Source organism: Pseudothioclava nitratireducens, from assembly GCF_029210495.1.
GTDB classification, from domain to species: Bacteria; Pseudomonadota; Alphaproteobacteria; order Rhodobacterales; family Rhodobacteraceae; genus Pseudothioclava; species Pseudothioclava nitratireducens.
Genome location: NZ_JARGDK010000003.1, coordinates 243555 through 261263 on the forward strand (window position 1 = coordinate 243555; position 17709 = coordinate 261263).

Below are 17709 nucleotides of genomic sequence, written 5' to 3' on the forward strand. Positions count from 1 at the left end.
CCGATTGGTCGCCTTTAGCCGGATATCGGGCATCGGCACTCTGGCATTTCCCTTCCGATGCTGCGAATCTGGGCATTGGGGAATGTAAGAGGTGGCGGGTTGCGACGGAGTAGCACAGCGCTGTTGGTGACGCTTCTGGTGTCGCAGATCGGAAGCGTGACGCATGCCGAAGTGCCGCTGCGTTTCGATACGCCGGGCGCGAGCGACGATTTGCGCGCCGTTCTTCAAGCTGCATCCGCGACCCGCGAAACCGCCGCCAAAGATGTCAGCACCGCGCAGGACCTCGTGGCGGCGGCGCGGGCGGATTATACCCGTATTCTCGCCGCGCTTTACGACCAGGGCTATTATTCCGGTCGGATCTCGATCCGGCTTGACGGGCGCGAGGCTGCGACGATCCCACCCCTCGATGCGCCGGATCGCATTGGTTCGATCGCCATCCTGATCGAATCCGGCGCCCCGTTTCGTTTCGGCGCCGCCGAGATCGGTCCGCTCGCACCGGAAACAGAGCTTCCCCCCGCGTTTCAGCCCGGCGGGCGCGCCGCTTCCGGCACGATCGTCGAGTCCGCCCGCGCCGGCGTCGAAGGCTGGCGTCAATACGGGCATGCCAAGGCCGAAGTGTCGGGTCAGTCGATCCGCGCCAATCACGCCACGCAAACGCTCGATGCCCGCGTGGTGCTCGATCCCGGTCCCCGACTGACTTTTGGCACGATGTCCATGCGCAGCTATGAGCGCATGAAACCCCGCCGCCTCGCCAAGATCGCGGGCTACCCGACCGGTAAGCGCTTTGATCCCGACAAGCTTGACGAGGTGCGCGCGCGCCTGCGCCGAACGGGCATCTTCAGCTCGGTCTCACTGGTTGAATCAGAGACTATTTCACCCGGAAACACGCTCGATGCCGAGCTGATCGTCACCGAGGCGAAGCCCCGTCGTATCGGTTTCGGCGCAGAGCTTTCGAGCAATGACGGGGTGGATCTGTCCGGCTATTGGCTACATCGCAATCTCTGGGGCGGCGGCGAGCGGCTGCGCTTTGACGCCGAGATCACCGGACTTGGTGGCACGGCAGGGGGCGCGGATTATTCGCTTGGCGCGCGGATCGAACGGCCCGCCACGCTCAGCCCGGATACCTCCGCCTATATCGAAACCAAGCTCGAGAAGCGGGACGAAGAGGACTACACCGAAGACAGCTTCAGCCTTGCGTTCGGTCTCTCTCATATCTTCAACGACCGGCTCACCGGCGAATTGGCGATCGAGTACAATTGGGCCGAAATCGCGGATGTGACCGGCACCCGGCAGTTTCGGCAGGTTGCTCTGCCCATGGGGCTGGAGTGGGACAATCGGGACGACCCGCTCGACGCGACCGAAGGCTATTACGGAGCGCTCGATGTGACGCCTTACAAGGGTCTGGGCGATACCGGCTCCGGGGCGCAGATCAAGGGCGACTTCCGCACCTATCGCGGGTTCGGCACGGATGACCGCTTTGTTCTTGCGGGCCGTGCGCAGTTCGGCGCGGTCTATGGGTCGGGCTTGGCTGAAACGCCGCGCGAATACCTGTTCTATTCGGGCGGCGGTGGCTCGGTTCGGGGGCAGCCCTATCAGACCCTCGGCGTGTCGGTGCTCAATGGCGGGACGCTGCATACCGGGGGTAAGAAATATCTTGCCTTCTCGGGCGAGCTGCGCGGCAAGGTCACCGATAGCATCGGGCTCGTTGGCTTTTACGACGTGGGATATATCGCGGCCGAAGATTTCTTCGACGGCGTCGATGGCTGGCACTCTGGCGCGGGCATCGGGCTGCGCTACCTGACCGGTATCGGGCCGATCCGGCTTGATCTGGCGGCGCCCGTAGATGGCGACACAGGCGACGGGATGCAGATTTATCTCGGGATCGGGCAGGCGTTCTGATGCGGCACTTCCTCCTCTCCTGCGTTCTTTGCCTTTTGCCGCTCGGTGCTTTGGCACAGGATGCGTCACTGCCCGAAGCGATACCGCCCGAGCAAACGGAACGCGACCGCAGCTATCTGACCGGTCTAATCGAGGACAACCTGTCGGGCACTGATCGCGTCGTCCGCATCGAGGGGTTCGCCGGCGCGCTTTCATCGAAAGCGACCTTTGAGACATTGACGATCTCGGATGCCGAGGGTGTCTGGATCACGATTTCGGAGGGCGTGCTGAGCTGGAACCGCTCTGCGATCCTGTCCGGGCGGATCGAAATCAATGAACTGTCTGCCACTGCGATAGATTTGCCGCGGCTGCCCGTGCCAGCCGAAAGCACGGATGTAAGCCCCGAGGTGCGCCCCTTCGCCCTGCCGGAGCTTCCCGTTTCGGTCGATATCGGCAAGGTCAGGGTCGAAAAGGTCACTCTCGGAGAGGCCCTCTTCGGTGAGGCGGCAGAGGTGTCGCTCGACGGCTCCATGACGCTCAACGGTGGCGAGGGGGATGCGCAGCTTGCCATCGCGCGGGTCGATGGCCAGCGCGGCAAGCTGACACTGACCGGGCGCTATGCGAATACGACGCGGCAGCTTGAACTCGACCTGCTCGTGGACGAGGCCAAGGATGGCATCGCCGCCAATCTGATCGGGCTTCCGGGGCGACCTGCGATCACCCTTGCGGTGGCCGGGGCCGGGCCGATCGACGATTTCACCGCTGACATCATCCTGAGCACCGATGGCGTTCAGCGCCTCACCGGACAGGTGAGCCAGATCGCGACCCTGCCCGAAGGTGCCGCGCCCGGCGCTGCACCCGAGCGCCGCTTCCGCGTGCGGATCGACGGGGATATCTCTCCGATTCTGCCGATGGAATACCGGGATTTCTTTGGCGAGCAGGTGAGCCTTTTGGCGGAAGGCCGCCGCGATCTGACCGGTGCAACACAGCTTTCCGCGCTTGATATTCAGGCCGAAGCCCTATCGCTCAAGGGGCGCGCGACCCTGCACCCCAACAACATGCCGCAAGATTTCGCGCTCGACCTGCGGATGGGTCTGGCCGATGGTCAGGACGTTTTGCTGCCGGTCGCGGGCGGCGAGACACTGCTCCGTAGCGCCAATCTTCATCTCGAATACGATCAGCGCAACGGGGACGGCTGGCAACTCAGCGGGCTGATCAATCGGCTGCGCCATGGCGATCTCGCGGTGCTCGCAACGCGGCTGAACGGCTCGGGGCGCATTCGTCCGGGCGGTGCGGCCCTACCGGCGGTTGGGGGGACAATTCGGGTTTCTGTTGGTGGAATAGAGACGAATAATCCCGCACTGGCCGATGCGATCGGACCGTTTGCGTCGCTCAAGACCACCTTCAACTGGACCGAAGGTCAGCCGCTGCGACTCTCCAAGTTGAATGCCGTCGGTCGCGGCTATGCCGCGAATGGTAACCTGCGCCTGTCGAATTTCGCGCAGGGCATAGATCTTGCCGGAGCGCTGGACCTGAGCCTGTCTGATCTTGCCAAATACTCCAAGCTGGCCAAGCGCAGCCTGAGCGGCGCAGCGAAGGGCACTGTAAGCGGTGAAATCACCCTCTTGACCGGCGCTTTCGACGGTGAAGCCAAGCTGATCGGGCAGGATATCACACTCGATCAGCCCGACCTCGACGCGCTGCTCGCGGGTGAGTCGACCATAGCTGCATCCGCGAAACGCGATGAAACCGGGCTCACGATCCGTGCGCTCACGGCCGAAGCACGCGCGCTGACCGCGTCGATGGACGGTGTGCTGCGAAGCGCGGATAGCGACATTAGGGCACAGGCGAGAATGTCGGATCTGGCCGTTCTCGGGCGTGGGCTGCGGGGCGGCATCTCCGTCGAGGCCACGCTGCGGGATGAGAATGGTGCGCGACTGATCACGGCGAATGGCGCCGGGCGGAACCTTGGCACCGGGCAAGCTGAGCTCAATCGACTGCTGGCGGGGGAAAACACCTTCTCGCTTCTGGCCGAACAGGTCGGGAGTCGCATCCGCCTGCGCAGTTTCGACTTTGCCTCCCCGCAACTGAAAGTGCAGGCACAGGGTCTTATTGAAGACGCTATTCGGCGGATCACGCTTGATGCACGGCTTACCAATACGGCGATCCTTGCCCCCGGTTTTCCGGGGCCGACGGTCGTTGAGGGCACCGTCACCGATGACGGGTCCGGCTATGGGGTGGACCTGCGCGGCTCCGGGCCGGGCGGAACACAAGCCCGCGTTACGGGTCGCATTGCGCCGAATGGCTCGGACATGGATCTGAACATCAGCGGCACGACCGAAGCCGCGCTGGCCAATGCGTTCATCGCGCCGCGCTCGCTCAACGGGGCGATCAACTTCGACCTGCGCTTGGCGGGAGCGCCGCGGCTGCAATCGCTGAGCGGGCAGATCGGGGCAGGAAACCTGCGGCTTGTCGCGCCCAATCTGGGCCTTGTTCTTGAGGATATGTCGGTTCAGTCGCAACTGACCGGCGGGCGGGCGAATCTGCAGGCACAGGCTCGATTGAGAAGCGGTGGGACGCTTGCGCTCTCTGGTCCGGTGACGCTTTCGGCACCCTTTGACAGTGACCTGAGCGTCACCTTCAATCGCACCCGGTTCCGCGACCCGGAGCTCTACGATACCCAGGTTTCAGGGACGCTGGCCATCAATGGCCCTCTCCGGGGCGGCGCACGTATTTCGGGTGACCTCGCTCTGGCCGAGACCGAGCTTCAGGTGCCCTCGACCGGGATTGGCGGGGCGGGTGAGATTCCAGAAATCACCCATGTGAACGAACCCGCCGCCGTGCGCGCGACACGCGAGCGCGCCGGGCTACTGGGCAACGGATCGGGTGCCGAGCAGCGCTCGGGCGCCGCCTTCCCGCTCGATGTCGCCATCCGTGCCGAGCGTGGCATCTTTGTCCGAGGCCGCGGACTCGATGCCGAACTGGGCGGGACATTGCGTGTTGGCGGCACAACGCAGGACGTGGTTCCGGTGGGTGAGTTCAACCTCATTCGCGGGCGGCTCGACATTCTGGGCAAACGCTTCGTGCTCGATCAGGGTCGCGTAGCCCTTCAGGGCGCACTCATCCCGTGGATCTTGTTCAGCGCCTCGACACAGCAGGACGACTACACCACCACGATCTCGATCGAGGGGCGTGCGACCGAGCCTGAAATCCGCTTCACCTCCTCGCCCGAACTCCCAGAAGAAGAAGTGCTCGCGCGGCTTTTGTTCAACCGGGACCTGAACAGCATCTCCCCGCTTCAGGCGGCCCAGCTTGCCTCTGCGGTTGCAACCCTTGCCGGCAAAGGTGGCGGCGGCATCGTCAACCGACTGCGCGAATCCACCGGGCTTGACGATCTCGACATTTCGACCGATGCCGAGGGAAACACCTCGCTCAAGGCCGGGAAATACATCTCCGAGAACCTCTATACCGACGTGACCGTGGATAGTGGCGGCGAAACCGAGATCAACCTGAACCTCGACCTGACACCGAACCTCACCGCACGCGGCTCGGTCGATTCGGCGGGACAAACCGGGATCGGGGTTTTCTTTGAGAAGGACTATTGAGCCTTGGCCGGGGAAGCCTCGCGGCGGCGCCAGTCAGCAATCTCTGCATTGAGCGCGGCACCCAGAAGAACCGAAAAAGCGCTGAGATAGAGCCACATCAGAAGCGCAATCACCGCGCCGATAGAGCCGTACACCTTATTATACGAGCCAAAACTCGTGAGATAATAGGTCAGCGCCAGAGAGGCTGCACCCCAGACCAGCGTTGCCACCACTGCGCCGGGGGTAACGAACGGGTCTCTGTTGCCGCGCGTGTTAGGGCCGTAGCGGTAGAGAATACCGAGCGTGGTGAGCATTAACAGCAGCATCCCACCCCACGGCAAACCCGACATCAGCCACGAAGACATCTGATGGAAGGGCAGGACATTGATGAAGACCGGCGCCACGACCACCGTCGCCAGCGCCACCAGCATCACCCCGACAAGCGCGAGCGTCATGATATACCCGACGAGAAAGCTCCAAAGTGTCGCCCGCGGCTTGGTCGCGTGGATCACATTGAGCCCCAGGATCAGCGCCCCGACACCCGCGCGGGCCGAAAACAGCGTTACCGCCAGCGACAGAACCGTCCCGAGTCCAAGCGCCGTTCGTGGCCCAATCAGAAGCGACATGATCTGATCATGGAGGATCGCATAGGCCTGCGGCGGAATGAAATCGTCCGCAACGGCGAGATAGGTGCGGATCGCAGCCGGATCGGCGAACGCACTCCAGATGGCAATCGTCGCGGATATTCCGGGAAACACCGCAAGCATCGCATAGAATGCAACCCCGGCAGAGATCAGGCTTATATTCGTGTCGAGCAATCGCCCCAGAAGGCTCAGCGAAAATTTGATTGTCGCGCGCACTGCTATCCCCTTTTCGGCAGCATCGCCCAACCGGGCTGAATGCGCAACTTGCACCGCAGCGCGCGCTATGATCTGTTTGCGCTAACCGGGAGGGGTGACGATGACCTATGTTCCAGCGGCGGACCGCTATGAGCGGATGATCTATCGCAGATGCGGGCGTTCGGGGCTCAGGCTGCCGGCGGTTTCGTTGGGGCTGTGGCACAATTTCGGCGAGGACACCGCGCATGAAACCAAGCGCGCGATTTGCCGGACCGCCTTTGACCACGGAATCACCCATTTCGATCTTGCGAATAACTACGGCCCACCGCCCGGCTCTGCTGAAACCGCCTTTGGGGACATCCTGCGTACCGATTTCGCGGGTCACAGGGATGAGCTGATCATCTCATCGAAGGCCGGTTACGATATGTGGCCCGGTCCCTATGGCGAATGGGGCAGCCGGAAATACCTGATCGCGTCCTGCGATCAGTCGCTCAAACGCATGGGGCTCGATTACGTCGATATCTTCTATTCCCACCGTTTTGATCCCGAGACGCCGCTGGAGGAAACCATGGGGGCGCTCGATCATATCGTTCGCTCGGGGCGCGCGCTGTATGTCGGGATCTCATCCTACAATTCGCAGCGAACCCGTGAGGCGGTGGCAATCCTGAAGGATCTCGGCACCCCCTGCCTGATTCATCAGCCGAGTTACAACATGCTCAACCGCTGGGTCGAGCGCGATGGTCTCAAGGACACGCTGCAAGATCTGGGCGTCGGCTCGATCGCCTTTACTCCGCTGGCTCAGGGTCTTTTGACACAAAAGTATCTTGGCGGAATCCCCGAGGGTTCGCGCGCGGCGCAGGGAAAATCGCTCGACCCGCAGACCCTCAGCGATGCCGCGTTGGACAAGATCAGGGCGCTGAACGACATCGCCGGGCGGCGCGGCCAAACGTTGGCGCAGATGGCCATCGCCTGGGTTCTGCGCGATGGCGGCATCACAACGGCATTGATCGGCGCCTCCAAACCCGAACAGGTCACGGATTGTGCCGGCGCAATCGGGAATCTGGATTTTACCGAAGCGGAGTTGGCCGAGATCGACCGCTACGCACAAGATGAGGCGATCAACCTATGGGCGCGATCCTCCGAAACAGCCTGAGCTTCCTCGCGCTGACTTGCGCCAGCGCATCGCATGCGGCCCCGCTGCATTTGCCGCCCGCCGTCACCGATGCAGATTACGCACCCGTCAATATCGACGAGGCGCGACTTGGTCAGCTTTTGTTTTTCGACCCTATCCTTGCGGGAAATCGCAATATTTCTTGTGCGAGCTGCCACCATCCACGCTTTGCGACCTCGGACGGCCTCAGCCTCGGACTTGGCGAAGGTGCGGTGGGGCTTGGACCGAAACGCCATGTGGTTGCCGACAATCCGCCGGAGCAGCGTATCCCTCGGAACTCGCCAGCACTGTTCAATCTCGGAGCGCATGAGTTCACCCGAATGTTCCACGATGGCCGCATAGAGGCCGATCCGTCGCGCCCGACCGGGCTACGCACGCCGATGGAAGATGAGATGGTCGCGGGTTTCGTCTCGATCCTGTCCGCTCAGACGATGTTCCCTGTGCTATCACCCGACGAGATGGCCGGGCATTATGGGGAGAACGAGGTCTCCAAGGCGGTGCGATCGGGTCTGATAACCGGGCCGGGCGGCGCGTGGGACCTGATCTCTCAGCGGGTTTCCGCGCTCCCCGAATATCAGAAAAAATTCGGCTCTGTTTATGCGGAAATAGGGCAAGGTCGGGCCATAGGCTTCACCGATATTTCGAACGCGATCGCGGCCTTCATCGCATTCGAGTGGCGTTCCGATCAAAGCCATTTCGATGCGGTTCTGCGGGGCGACGCGGTGCTTGATGGCGAGGCCTTGCGCGGAGCGGAAATCTTCTATCGAGAGGCTAACTGCGTCGCCTGCCACAGCGGACCATTTCTGACCGATCATGGATTTCACGCGATGGGTGCGCCACAGATCGGTCCGGGCAAGGCGGAACGGTTCGAAAGCCATTCACGCGACGATGGCCGCTTTCGCGTCACCGGCAAAGAGGAAGATCGCTACGCGTTCCGGACACCCTCGCTGCGCAACGTGACCCGGACCGGACCATGGGGGCATGCCGGGGGTGCAAGCGACCTTCACGCGTTTCTGGCACAACATAGCGGCAGTATAGATTTGCCCGATATGAGCGGTGTAGAGCCTGTTTTGCCACCGATTGGTTCAACCAAGCCAGACTTTGTCATTCTGGAGGACCCCGAAGCGAGTGCCGCGATTCAAGCTGCGCAAAGCTATCGTCATCCGTTGTCCGCGACCGATATTGACGCGCTGATCGCTTTCCTGACGACGCTTGAAGACCCCGTCGCGCTCTCAGGTCGGCTTGGCATACCCGAAAGCGTGCCAAGCGGGTTGCCCGTCGATCGCTAGTTCGACGCGCGGCGCAATGTATTGCGCGCGTTTAGGGTCAGCGGCTCCCACGGACCGATCGTGCCATCGGGCCAGATCACACGCGCCTCCGCCGCAAGTACGGACCCGAGGCCAAAATGCAACGGCCCGGCGGTGCCTCCGGCATGCCCACCGCCCACCGTAACCTCTTGGGCCTGCACCCGGTCACCCGCGCGGACTTCGACCCACGCGCCAACCGCGCTGGGATTAGTCGCGGGCTGAATCGGCTCTATCGCTGCCCAATTTCCGGTTTCAGACGTGACATTTCGCCAAATCTCCAGCGGTGCCCGGCGGTTGACCACCACCAGATCAAGCAGCCCATCCCCATTCAGGTCGGTCAGCGCGGCACCGCGCGAGCGATCCGTTGTCGCAATCCCCGCCTGTTGGCCAAATTCGGTGAAACGTCCCGTGGCCGACTGCATCAAGAGATTATTCGGATCATGGATCGCATTGGAGGGCATCTGATCGACGTTGCCCTTCGCAATGAAAATATCGGTTAGCCCGTCGTTGTCGACATCGCCGAACTCGACATGCCAGCCAGTCGAAGGCCGCCCGTCATCCCCGAAATAGGGGCGCTGCGCATAGGTGCCGAGCGCATAATCGGCGTTGCGGAACCCCTCGCCGGTATTGATCTGCAACAGTTGATCGCCCATCGAGGTCATCATCACCTCGGGCAGCCCATCCCCCGTGATATCCCGGCTGGCAATCCCCATACCCCAAAGTGATACGTGCGGCCAGTCCTGGCGCTCTGTGAGCGTCTGTAGATCGAGCATCTGCTCATAGCCGCCGCGCACGTAGTAGTGTCGATCGTTGGACAGCCGAAGCTCAGGCTTCCCGGTTCTTTGCCAATCCGAAATAAGCGCCGACAGCGTGCAATAGCCCGGCTGAATTGTCTCTATATCACCATATTTCTGTCCATCGGGTCGTAGGTAGACATGGCTGTCACAGGCCTCGAACGGACCATCTGGGTCGCTACGATCCACGTAATTCCCGAAAAACAGGCTCGGCCAGTCTTTGCCCGGTTCCCATGTGGCCGTGAAGGCGGTGGTCCAGCGGTCATCCGATGGCAGCCCCCAATCGCCGGTCGCATCCACAAAACGGCACCCGCCAAGCCCGCGCCACAGACGGTTGTCCCCAACCCGCAGGATCGCCAGATCCATCTGCCCGTCAGAATCCATATCAAGCGGATAGGCGCCCGTCACCCGTGTCAGCGTCTCGACACTCCCCGCATCGAAGCTGATCGCGCGCCCTTGCTCACTTCGGTTCACAAAGAGCGACGCCGGGCCTTCTCCACCCGCAACGAAAAGATCCGGCCGCGCATCCGCGTTGCAGTCGAAGACAGCGGCGCCACCGCCGACAAAATGCTCCCAGCCACCGATATAGCTGTGCGGATGAGGCAAGCCTGCGCGGTCGTCGACAAAGCGCGGCTCTGCCGAAGCGGCCTGGGCCACGCAGATCGCCGCAATCGCCAACCTTCCCGTCATTGCGCGGCGATCTCGCGGGTCGTGCCCAGGATGCGCTCGCTCACCTCGTGAAGCGCGAGCGCCGCCGCGCCATGCGCCCAAAGCAGGTCGCCCCAGGCATGAATCTCGATCTCGGGCGCAGGACGGCCGTTATCAAGACAAAGCTCCTTCATTTCGGCCAGTGTCTCCTTGGCGTAGAGATAGTCGAAGCGAAGCCGCTCCCCCGACAGGATAATCAGCTGGGGGTCGAAGAGATTCACGATGTTCGAGAGCCCCAGCGACAAATAGCGCCCCGCCCGATGAAAGATCGACCGCGCGGCGCTATTGCCCGCCTTCGCATGGTCGTAGAGGCTCTCAAGGAGCGCACCAACCGACTGCGCATCCCGGCTCGTCAGGTTCAGCGCGGTCTGCGCCTCGCGCACCAGCGCATAATCGGCGACATAGGCTTCCAGACAGCCCCGCTGCCCACAGCGACACAGCGCGCCATCAAGCTGCACCTTGGTGTGGCCAAGCTCCATGCCCATGCCCAGAGAACCACGGAAGATACGGTGATTGATGACGAAACCCATGCCAACGCCATGCTCGATCGTCACGACTGCGAAATCTGACAGCTCACGACCGACACCGAACCACAGCTCTGCCAGCGTCACGAGATTCGCATCGTTGTCGATATAGGTGACAAGCCCGGTGCGCTCAGCCACCTTGGCGGCGAGTGGCACGTGACGACGATTCAGGATCGGGGACCAACGCACCATACCCGCCGGACAATCGACAAAACCCGGCACGCCGAGTCCCATCGCCGCCAGTGCAGAACGCTCTATTCCGGCCTTTGCGCAGACCCGATCAACCAGCAGATCGGTCGCGTCCAGCAGATCATCGAGATCCATCGCCCCCGGCGCCCGCGGGATGGTTTCTCCCGCCATCAGGTTGCCCGCGAAATCGACGATCACGGCGGTGTGCTCCCGGTCCGAAAGCTTGATTCCCGCCACCAGATGCGCAGCGGCCCGCACCCCCAGCGCGACGGCAGGGCGGCCACGCCCGCTATCGCTTTCGCGCGGCGCGCTGACCTCCTCGAGCAACCCGGAGTCGATCAGCTCCGAGGTGATTGTCGTGACCGAGGCGGGGCTGACGCAAAGCTCTTTGGCGAGTTGCACGCGCGCAATCTGTCCTGCCGCCCTTACACGTTCGAATATCTGCTGCCGCAACGGACGAGAGGTTTCACTCAGCGGCGCAATAAGCGGCCCGCATCCGGCAATCGCCTGCCTGATCTGCGGAACTTTCTTCATGGCCTCTGACCTTTCTTCACGTCCTGAACTTATTTCTGCATCAGCATTGGGATTTACCCGGTTTTTTCGCCGCAACGCGGCGTCATTGCCCGCATTTCCCCCATTCGCCGAGTTTGTCTGCGTATTTTTATTTTGACAACTAAAATTATTCTATTCATCCTTGCTGCAACCTGGCGATTCCGTCGGGGCGGTCCGCACGGGCCAACTATTGGGAGGAGAAACATGTATAAGTCCATTCTTGCCGCCGTCGCACTGACGGCTGGCCTCGCGACCTCAGCCTATGCCGAGATGACCGTGGGCGTTTCCTGGTCGAACTTCCAGGAAGAACGCTGGAAAACCGATGAGGCCGCGATCAAGAGCGCGCTCGAAGCGGCTGGCGCGACCTATGTCTCGGCGGATGCGCAATCGTCCTCGGCCAAACAACTGTCCGACATCGAAAGCCTCATGGCGCAAGGCGTGAACGCGCTGATCGTGCTCGCGCAGGATGCTGCGGCCATTGGCCCGGCCGTGCAGGCCGCAGCCGATGAAGGCATCCCGGTCATCGCCTATGACCGTCTGATCGAAGACCCGCGCGCCTTCTACCTGACCTTCGACAACGTCGAGGTCGGTCGCATGCAGGCCCGCGCCGTGCTCGAAGCCGCGCCCAAAGGCAACTATGTGATGATCAAGGGCTCGCCGACCGACCCGAACGCTGACTTCCTGCGCGGCGGTCAGCAAGAGGTGCTGCAAGCCGCGATCGACGCGGGCGACATCACCATCGTGGGTGAAGCCTACACCGACCAATGGCTCCCGGCCAACGCCCAGCGCAACATGGAACAGATCCTGACGGCCAACGACAACAACGTCGACGCGGTCGTGGCCTCGAACGACGGCACCGCTGGCGGCGCCGTGGCTGCCCTCGCCGCGCAAGGCATGGTGGTTCCGGTTTCGGGTCAGGATGGCGACCATGCCGCTCTGAACCGTGTGGCCCTTGGCACGCAGACGGTTTCGGTCTGGAAAGACGCGCGTGAGCTTGGCAAGGCTGCTGGCGAAATCGCCGTGGCTCTGGCCGGTGGCACCGCGATGGCAGACGTGGACGGCGCGATCGAATGGACCTCGCCCGCAGGAACCACGATGACTGCGAAGTTCCTCGCACCGATGCCGATCACCAAGGACAACCTCACGGCGGTTGTCGACGCAGGCTGGATCACCCAAGACGCGCTGTGCCAAGGCGTTTCGAACGGCCCGGCCCCGTGCAACTGATCTGATCCGGGGCGCGCGCGCACGCATCCGTGTTGCGCGCCCCATTTCGCCGTCGGCCCAACGGCAGCAAAATATCTCGGGACAAATCCATGACAAAACCGCCCAAAGCGAGCGCGCCCGCGAAGCCCTCGTTGTTCAAGACGCTTGAGATCGACACGCGACTGCTTGGCATGATCGGTGCCTTCGTCGTCATCTGCCTCGTGTTCAACATCATCACGGATGGGCGCTTTTTGACGGCGCGCAACCTGTTCAACCTCTCGATCCAGACCGTATCGGTGGCAATCATGGCGACCGGCATGGTCTTCGTGATCGTGACGCGCCACATCGACCTCTCGGTCGGCGCGCTTCTGGCGACATGTTCCGCCGTGATGGGCGTAATGCAGGTGCAAATGCTGCCCGGCATCCTTGGGCTTGGCAGTCCTCTGATCGCACCGCTGGCGATTCTGGGCGGGCTCTTGGCCGGCGCTTTGATCGGAGCCTTCAACGGCTGGCTGATCGGCTATCAGCGTATCCCCGCCTTCATCGTGACGCTTGGCGGGCTTCTGGTCTGGCGCAATGTCGGCTGGTATATGACAGACGGCCAAACGCTTGGCCCACTCGATCAGAATTTTCTTCTGCTTGGCGGGGTCGAAGGCACTATCGGTGCGACCGGCTCATGGATTCTGGGCGTGCTCTTCTCGCTCGCGGCGATCTGGGCGATCTGGCGCGCCCGCGCAGCCAAGATCCAGCACGAATTCCCGGTCAAGCCGCTCTGGGCCGAGGGCGCGCTCATGGCGATCTCGGTCGGCGCAATCATGGGGTTCGTCGCCATTCTGAACAGCTATGAGGTCCCGATCGGCCGTCTCAAGCGCGAATTCGAGGCGCGCGGAGAAGTTCTCCCCGAGGGCTATTCCGAGGTCTACGGCCTTCCGATCTCGGTGCTGATCCTGATCTTCGTCGCAATTGCGATGACAGTTCTCGCACGGCGCACGCGCCTTGGCCGCTATATCTTTGCAACCGGCGGCAACCCTGACGCGGCAGAGCTTTCCGGGATCAACACCCGCATGCTCACCGTCAAGATTTTTGCGCTGATGGGCTTCCTCTGCGGGCTCTCGGCCATGGTCGCGCAGGCCCGCCTTGCCAACCACACCAACGATATCGGCACGCTGGACGAGCTGCGCGTCATCGCCGCCGCCGTCATCGGGGGCACCGCGCTCGCAGGCGGCATCGGCACGATCTACGGCGCGATCCTTGGCGCGATCATCATGCAATCGCTGCAATCGGGCATGGCGATGGTCGGCGTGGACGCACCCTTCCAGAACATCGTCGTGGGCGCGTTGCTCGTCCTCGCAGTCTGGATCGACATTCAGTACCGTAAACGCACGGGGGAAAAAGTATGAGCCAGTCCACCGAAAACCGCGGCACGCCGCTGGTCGAGCTGCGCGACATCTCGATCTCCTTTGGCGGCATCAAGGCGGTAGATCACGTCACCGTGGATCTTTATCCCGGAGAGGTTGTTGGCCTGTTGGGGCATAACGGCGCGGGGAAATCGACCCTCATCAAGTGTCTTTCGGGTGCTTACCAGATGGATGCAGGCGAGATTTTCATCAACGGCGACAAGGCCGAGATCCGCAATCCGCGCGATGCCCGTGCCTATAACATCGAGACGATCTATCAGACGCTCGCACTGGCCGATAACCTCGATGCAGCCTCGAACCTGTTCCTCGGACGCGAGCTGGTGACGCCTGCGGGCTTCGTGGACGACGCCAGGATGGAGGCCGAAACGCGCAAGATCATGGGTCGTCTCAACCCGAACTTCCGCAAGTTCAAAGACCCGGTGAAGGCGCTTTCCGGTGGGCAGCGGCAATCCGTGGCCATCGCGCGGGCGGTCTATTTCAACGCCAAGATCCTGATCATGGACGAGCCGACCGCAGCCCTCGGCCCGCACGAAACGCAGATGGTCGCGGAACTGATTCAGGAACTGAAGGCCCAAGGCCTCGGGATTTTCCTGATCGAGCACGACATCCACAACGTAATGAAGCTCTGCGACCGCGCTTCGGTGATGAAGAACGGCCAGCTTGTCGGGACCGTTAATGTGGATGAGGTCACCGACGAGGACATCCTCGGGATGATCATCCTCGGCAAGACGCCCGAGGGGGTGTCCGCCTGATGTATATCGGTCTCGACCTTGGCACCTCTGGCCTCAAGGGCATCCTGATTGATGGCGATCAGCGCGTGCTCGCAGAGGCCAGCGCGCCGCTTGAGGCGATCCGTCCCCATGACGGCTGGTCCGAGCAATCGCCGGCCGACTGGATCACCGCCGCGGAAATCGTTCTTGAAAAACTCGCGGCGCATGGTCTCTCGGCGGTGCGTGGCATCGGGCTTTCGGGGCAAATGCACGGTGCGACGCTGCTCTCAGCCTCGGATGACGTGCTGCGGCCCTGCATCCTGTGGAACGACACCCGTGCCCATGCCGAAGCCGCCGCGCTCGACGCTGAGCCGCGCTTCCGCAAGATCACGGGAAATATCGTCTTTCCGGGCTTCACCGCGCCAAAACTTGCGTGGGTCGCCAAGCATGAACCGGCGATATTCGATCAGGTGGCGAAGGTTCTCCTGCCCAAGGATTACCTGCGGCTCTGGCTGACCGGGGAGCATGTGGCAGAGATGTCGGATGCGGCGGGCACGAGTTGGCTCGATACGGGTGCGCGCGATTGGTCGGATGCGCTGCTGAGTGCAACCGGCATGACGCGCGCGCAGATGCCACGCCTGATCGAGGGGTCCGAGGTCTCGGGTACGCTCCGCGCCCATCTGGCCGAGCGCTTCGGCATGCCCAAATCTGTGGTCGTGGCGGGCGGCGGCGGTGACAACGCAGCCTCGGGGATCGGGGTCGGTGTGGTCAAAGCCGGGCAGGCCTTTGTCAGCCTTGGCACCTCGGGTGTGCTCTTTGCGGCCAATGACGGCTACCAGCCCGATGCCGCGACCGCCGTCCACACCTTCTGCCACGCGCTGCCGGGGACATGGCACCAGATGGGCGTGATCCTCGCCGCGACCGATGCGCTGAACTGGTTTGCGCGGCTCGCAGGCAGCTCGGCCCAGACAATGACGAGCGATCTGGGCGCCTTGAAGGCCCCCGGAAAGACCCTGTTCCTGCCTTATCTGGGCGGAGAGCGCACCCCGTTGAACGATGCCTCGATCCGCGGCGCCTTCATCGGCCTCGAACACGCAACCGACCGACAAGCCGCGACCCGCGCGGTGCTGGAGGGCGTGACTTTCGCGATTCGCGACTGCCGCGATGCATTGGCCGCCACCGGAACGCGGATCGAGTCGCTGCTGGCCGTCGGTGGTGGCTCCCGCTCCGACTATTGGCTGCAAGCCATCGCCACGGCACTTGGCACGCCCGTCTCTCTGCCCGTAGCGGGCGACTTCGGTGGCGCATTTGGGGCCGCGCGGCTCGGCCTCATGGCAGCGACTGGCGCAGGTGCAGAAATCGCCACGCAGCCTGCGATTTCCCGTGTTGTAGAGCCTGTTTCTTCTCTTTCAGACGCGTTTGGCGCGGCCCATGCCCGCTACCGCGCCGCTGCTGACTCCATCAAGGACCTGACATGACCGACTTCTTCAAAGGCATCCCGCAACTCCGCTACGAAGGCTCCGACACCACAAACGAGTTCGCCTTCCGCCACTACAACCCCGACGAGGTCGTCGGCGGCAAGCGGATGGAAGACCACCTGCGCTTTGCCGTCGCCTATTGGCACAGCTTCGCGTGGCCCGGCGGTGACCCGTTCGGCGGTCAAACCTTCGAGCGCCCCTGGTTCGGAGACACTGTCGCGCTGGCAAAACTGAAAGCCGACGTCGCGTTTGAAATGTTCGACATCCTGCAAGCGCCTTTCTTCTGCTTCCACGACGCCGATGTGCGCCCCGAAGGCGCGGATTTCGCCGAAAACACCCGTAATCTGGAGGAAATCGTCGATTATATCGGCGAGAAGATGCAGAGCTCCAAGACCCGGCTTCTGTGGGGCACCGCCAACCTGTTCTCCAACCGCCGCTTCATGGCGGGCGCGGCGACCAATCCGGACCCCGAGGTCTTTGCATGGTCGGCGGCAACCGTGAAAACCTGCATGGATGCGACGCTGAAGCTTGGCGGCGAGAATTATGTCCTGTGGGGCGGGCGCGAAGGCTATGAGACCCTGCTCAACACTGATCTGGGCCGCGAGGCCGAACAGATGGGGCGCTTCCTGAGCATGGTGGTCGATTACAAACACAAGATCGGCTTCAAGGGCGCGATCCTGATCGAGCCGAAACCGCAGGAGCCGTCAAAGCATCAGTATGACTACGACGTGGCGACCGTTTATGGCTTCCTCAAGCGCTTTGGCCTTGAGAACGAGGTGAAGGTGAATATCGAGCAAGGTCACGCGATCCTTGCGGGCCACAGCTTCGAGCACGAAATCGCGCTGGCCGCGTCGCTGGGCATTTTCGGGTCCATCGACATGAATCGGAACGACTATCAGTCGGGCTGGGATACCGACCAGTTCCCCGATTCCGTCCCCGAGATGGCCCGCGCCTATTATGAGATCCTGCGGGCGGGTGGGTTTACGACCGGCGGAACCAATTTCGACGCGAAACTGCGCCGTCAGTCGCTCGACCCCGAAGACCTGATCCTTGCCCATGCCGGCGCGATGGATGTCTGCGCCCGGGCGCTCAAGGCGGCCCATGCGCTGCTCGAAGACGGCGCGCTCGAGGCGAACCGTCAGGCGCGCTATGCGGGTTGGGACGCACCTGAGGCGCAGGCGATGCTGACCTCGGACCTCGCTGCGCTCGAAGCGAAGGTGCGCGCCGAAGCGATCAATCCGCAGCCGCGTTCGGGCCGTCAGGAACGGCTCGAAAACCTGTGGAACCGCTTCGTGTGATCTGCGCGCGGTGACCCACCGCTTCTCCTGCCGGGCGGAACCCATCTGGCGCTGAC

Annotated in this window: 12 protein-coding genes; 9 read left to right on the forward strand and 3 right to left on the reverse strand. The window is 62.6% G+C overall.

The window, feature by feature from the left end:
- Nucleotides 1-99 precede the first annotated feature (99 nt).
- Complete coding sequence (locus tag P0X85_RS05230) at nt 100-1899, forward strand: autotransporter assembly complex protein TamA (RefSeq protein ID WP_275809550.1); 1800 nt, start codon at nt 100-102, stop codon at nt 1897-1899.
- Nucleotides 1899-5483, forward strand: coding sequence for a translocation/assembly module TamB domain-containing protein (locus P0X85_RS05235; protein ID WP_275809553.1), 3585 nt, complete (start codon nt 1899-1901; stop codon nt 5481-5483). Before P0X85_RS05230 ends, P0X85_RS05235 begins: the two co-directional genes overlap by 1 nt.
- On the opposite strand, the gene P0X85_RS05240 is transcribed toward P0X85_RS05235, so the two are convergent.
- The gene (locus P0X85_RS05240) at nt 5477-6322 is read right to left on the reverse strand and encodes a YihY/virulence factor BrkB family protein (RefSeq protein WP_275809556.1); all 846 of its coding nucleotides are present in this window, start codon (nt 6320-6322) and stop codon (nt 5477-5479) included. The two genes, P0X85_RS05235 and P0X85_RS05240, sit on opposite strands and share 7 nt — an antisense overlap.
- Before the next feature lie 100 nt (nt 6323-6422).
- On the opposite strand from P0X85_RS05240, the gene mgrA reads away from it, so the two are divergent.
- Nucleotides 6423-7454 carry an L-glyceraldehyde 3-phosphate reductase gene (gene mgrA / locus P0X85_RS05245; protein WP_275809559.1) on the forward strand — a complete coding sequence of 344 codons (1032 nt, stop codon included), beginning with the start codon at nt 6423-6425 and terminating at the stop codon, nt 7452-7454.
- Nucleotides 7427-8761, forward strand: a complete 1335-nt coding sequence (locus tag P0X85_RS05250) for a cytochrome-c peroxidase (protein WP_275809562.1) — start codon at nt 7427-7429, stop codon at nt 8759-8761. The genes mgrA and P0X85_RS05250 overlap by 28 nt, the downstream gene beginning before the upstream one ends.
- Here the strand turns inward: P0X85_RS05250 and P0X85_RS05255 are convergent.
- Both P0X85_RS05255 and P0X85_RS05260 read right to left on the reverse strand, forming a co-directional pair.
- Nucleotides 8758-10263 carry a CRTAC1 family protein gene (locus P0X85_RS05255; protein ID WP_275809565.1) on the reverse strand — a complete coding sequence of 502 codons (1506 nt, stop codon included), beginning with the start codon at nt 10261-10263 and terminating at the stop codon, nt 8758-8760. The genes P0X85_RS05250 and P0X85_RS05255 overlap by 4 nt on opposite strands.
- Nucleotides 10260-11528 carry an ROK family transcriptional regulator gene (locus P0X85_RS05260; protein ID WP_275809568.1) on the reverse strand — a complete coding sequence of 423 codons (1269 nt, stop codon included), beginning with the start codon at nt 11526-11528 and terminating at the stop codon, nt 10260-10262. The genes P0X85_RS05255 and P0X85_RS05260 overlap by 4 nt, the downstream gene beginning before the upstream one ends.
- Nucleotides 11529-11750: 222 nt before the next feature.
- Here P0X85_RS05260 and xylF point away from each other — a divergent pair, with 222 nt between their 5' ends.
- From xylF to xylA, 5 genes are all read left to right on the forward strand, one after another.
- A complete protein-coding gene (gene xylF / locus P0X85_RS05265; RefSeq protein WP_275809571.1) occupies nt 11751-12770 on the forward strand; it encodes a D-xylose ABC transporter substrate-binding protein in 1020 nt (339 codons plus the stop codon).
- 89 nt (nt 12771-12859) lie between these two features.
- Nucleotides 12860-14149 (forward strand): sugar ABC transporter permease, encoded by a 1290-nt coding sequence (locus P0X85_RS05270; protein ID WP_275809574.1) that lies wholly within the window; start codon nt 12860-12862, stop codon nt 14147-14149.
- Complete coding sequence (locus P0X85_RS05275; protein ID WP_275809577.1) at nt 14146-14919, forward strand: ATP-binding cassette domain-containing protein; 774 nt, start codon at nt 14146-14148, stop codon at nt 14917-14919. The genes P0X85_RS05270 and P0X85_RS05275 overlap by 4 nt, the downstream gene beginning before the upstream one ends.
- Nucleotides 14919-16355, forward strand: coding sequence for a xylulokinase (xylB, locus tag P0X85_RS05280; RefSeq protein WP_275809580.1), 1437 nt, complete (start codon nt 14919-14921; stop codon nt 16353-16355). The genes P0X85_RS05275 and xylB overlap by 1 nt, the downstream gene beginning before the upstream one ends.
- Entirely contained in the window at nt 16352-17653 is a 1302-nt protein-coding gene (gene xylA / locus P0X85_RS05285) for a xylose isomerase (RefSeq protein WP_275809583.1), read from the forward strand. The genes xylB and xylA overlap by 4 nt, the downstream gene beginning before the upstream one ends.
- Nucleotides 17654-17709 lie beyond the last annotated feature (56 nt).